This is a genomic window from Pontimicrobium sp. MEBiC01747 (assembly GCF_053601635.1).
On the sequence record NZ_JBSHNS010000338.1, the window covers coordinates 1 to 1,311 of the forward strand.

At 31.1% G+C, this 1,311-nt stretch carries 1 protein-coding gene and 1 pseudogene; both read right to left on the bottom strand.

The features are described 5' to 3' along the window. A pseudogene (locus ACVC2P_RS11065) lies at window positions 1–785 on the bottom strand (hypothetical protein); the annotation flags it as partial. A 117-nt stretch (window positions 786–902) separates the two neighbouring features. After that, entirely contained in the window at window positions 903–1,193 is a 291-nt protein-coding gene (locus tag ACVC2P_RS11070) for a hypothetical protein (protein WP_452598532.1), read from the bottom strand. Window positions 1,194–1,311: the final 118 nt, after the last annotated feature.

A 1,311-nucleotide genomic window follows, 5' to 3' on the forward strand; every position in this document is an offset into this window, starting at 1 on the left:
GGGGAGAAAGCTGCGCCGTATGTATTAGATTTATTATTTATTGTAATTGGGTTGCTAATAACTCCTGTATCTGCATTAAAGTCAAACAAAATAGTTTCGTTTCTATTATTACACATTGCTGCTTTTTCTCCATTTGGCGAAAATACTAATGTGCCAACCGTGTTTTGGTTTACGCCATTACTTATTGGCCCAACACTACTTATTACAGGAGTATCGCTAACACCAGAGCTTGTAACTAAATAAGCGTAGAAGTTATTATTATTCCAACCGTGTACAACCACCCAAGTGTTTATGCCATCTGCATGCTGAACTGCCGTTACTTTTTCTGTAACAGTATCTAGTAATAATGTGTTTTTATTAGCAACTAATACCACACCTAGTCCATTATTTGGTACCATATTTACTTCAGAATATCTAAAACCATTATTTCCTGCTTCAAAATCTAGCGTAAATACAAAATAGGTGTTATTGTCTTCTGGTTTTTTTACAATTATACAAGATTGTGTAGCAGAAGGGTTACCTAATAACGCATCTCCATTACTCATAATCTCATGGTCTTTATTCCAAATTGTTGTGCCTTCTGTATAAAAAAGAAGATTTCCAGAGGCATCAGAAATAGAAGCGCAACCTTCGTTAGACGATAGACTACTATTAGTTAATACTGCAGGAGGATCTACATTAAAATCTAACCCTGCATTAAAACCAAAGTACCAAATATTACCTTCGCCTTGAGCAAATATAAATTGAGAAAAAATAACAGATATAATAAGAAGTACCTTTTTCAAGTGTATTGTTTTCTTTTAGTAATAGCCTTACGAAGTTAGACTATATTTAAGATACTATCAATTATTTATAGTATTTATACTCGCGTATTTATAAAATGTTGGTACTAAATAAAACCATTATTTGATTGATTTTCTGTTATAAAAGGCTAAAATCCATTTTCCGAAAACAAAATATAAGCTCATAACAGTTAATGGCCCCATAAAAAAGCCGTTAGTTATAATTTCTGTAAAACTATATTTTACGGTTATTAAAATTAAGCATATAATAAACTGAAGAACTGCATACATAATGTTGCCTCTAGGTGAGTAGCCAAACAGTCCTAAAAACTTGGTTTTAGTAATCCCAATTACAAAATGTGGCATAGCATTAGCTAATAAAGCTCCTATAATAAAGTCTATAATATCCATTGTTACATGTTTTCTTTTTCAATAACACTTAAAGCTAAACGGATTTTAAAATAGTCCATCTGCTCATTAAAATAGTCGAAATAATCTTTTAAAGTTTTTGAGTTATTCAACTCTATTT

Coding starts and splice junctions, on each gene's coding strand:
- ACVC2P_RS11070 (WP_452598532.1), bottom strand. CDS start 1,193: ATGGATATTATAGACTTTATTATAGGAGCTTTATTAGCTAATGCTATG.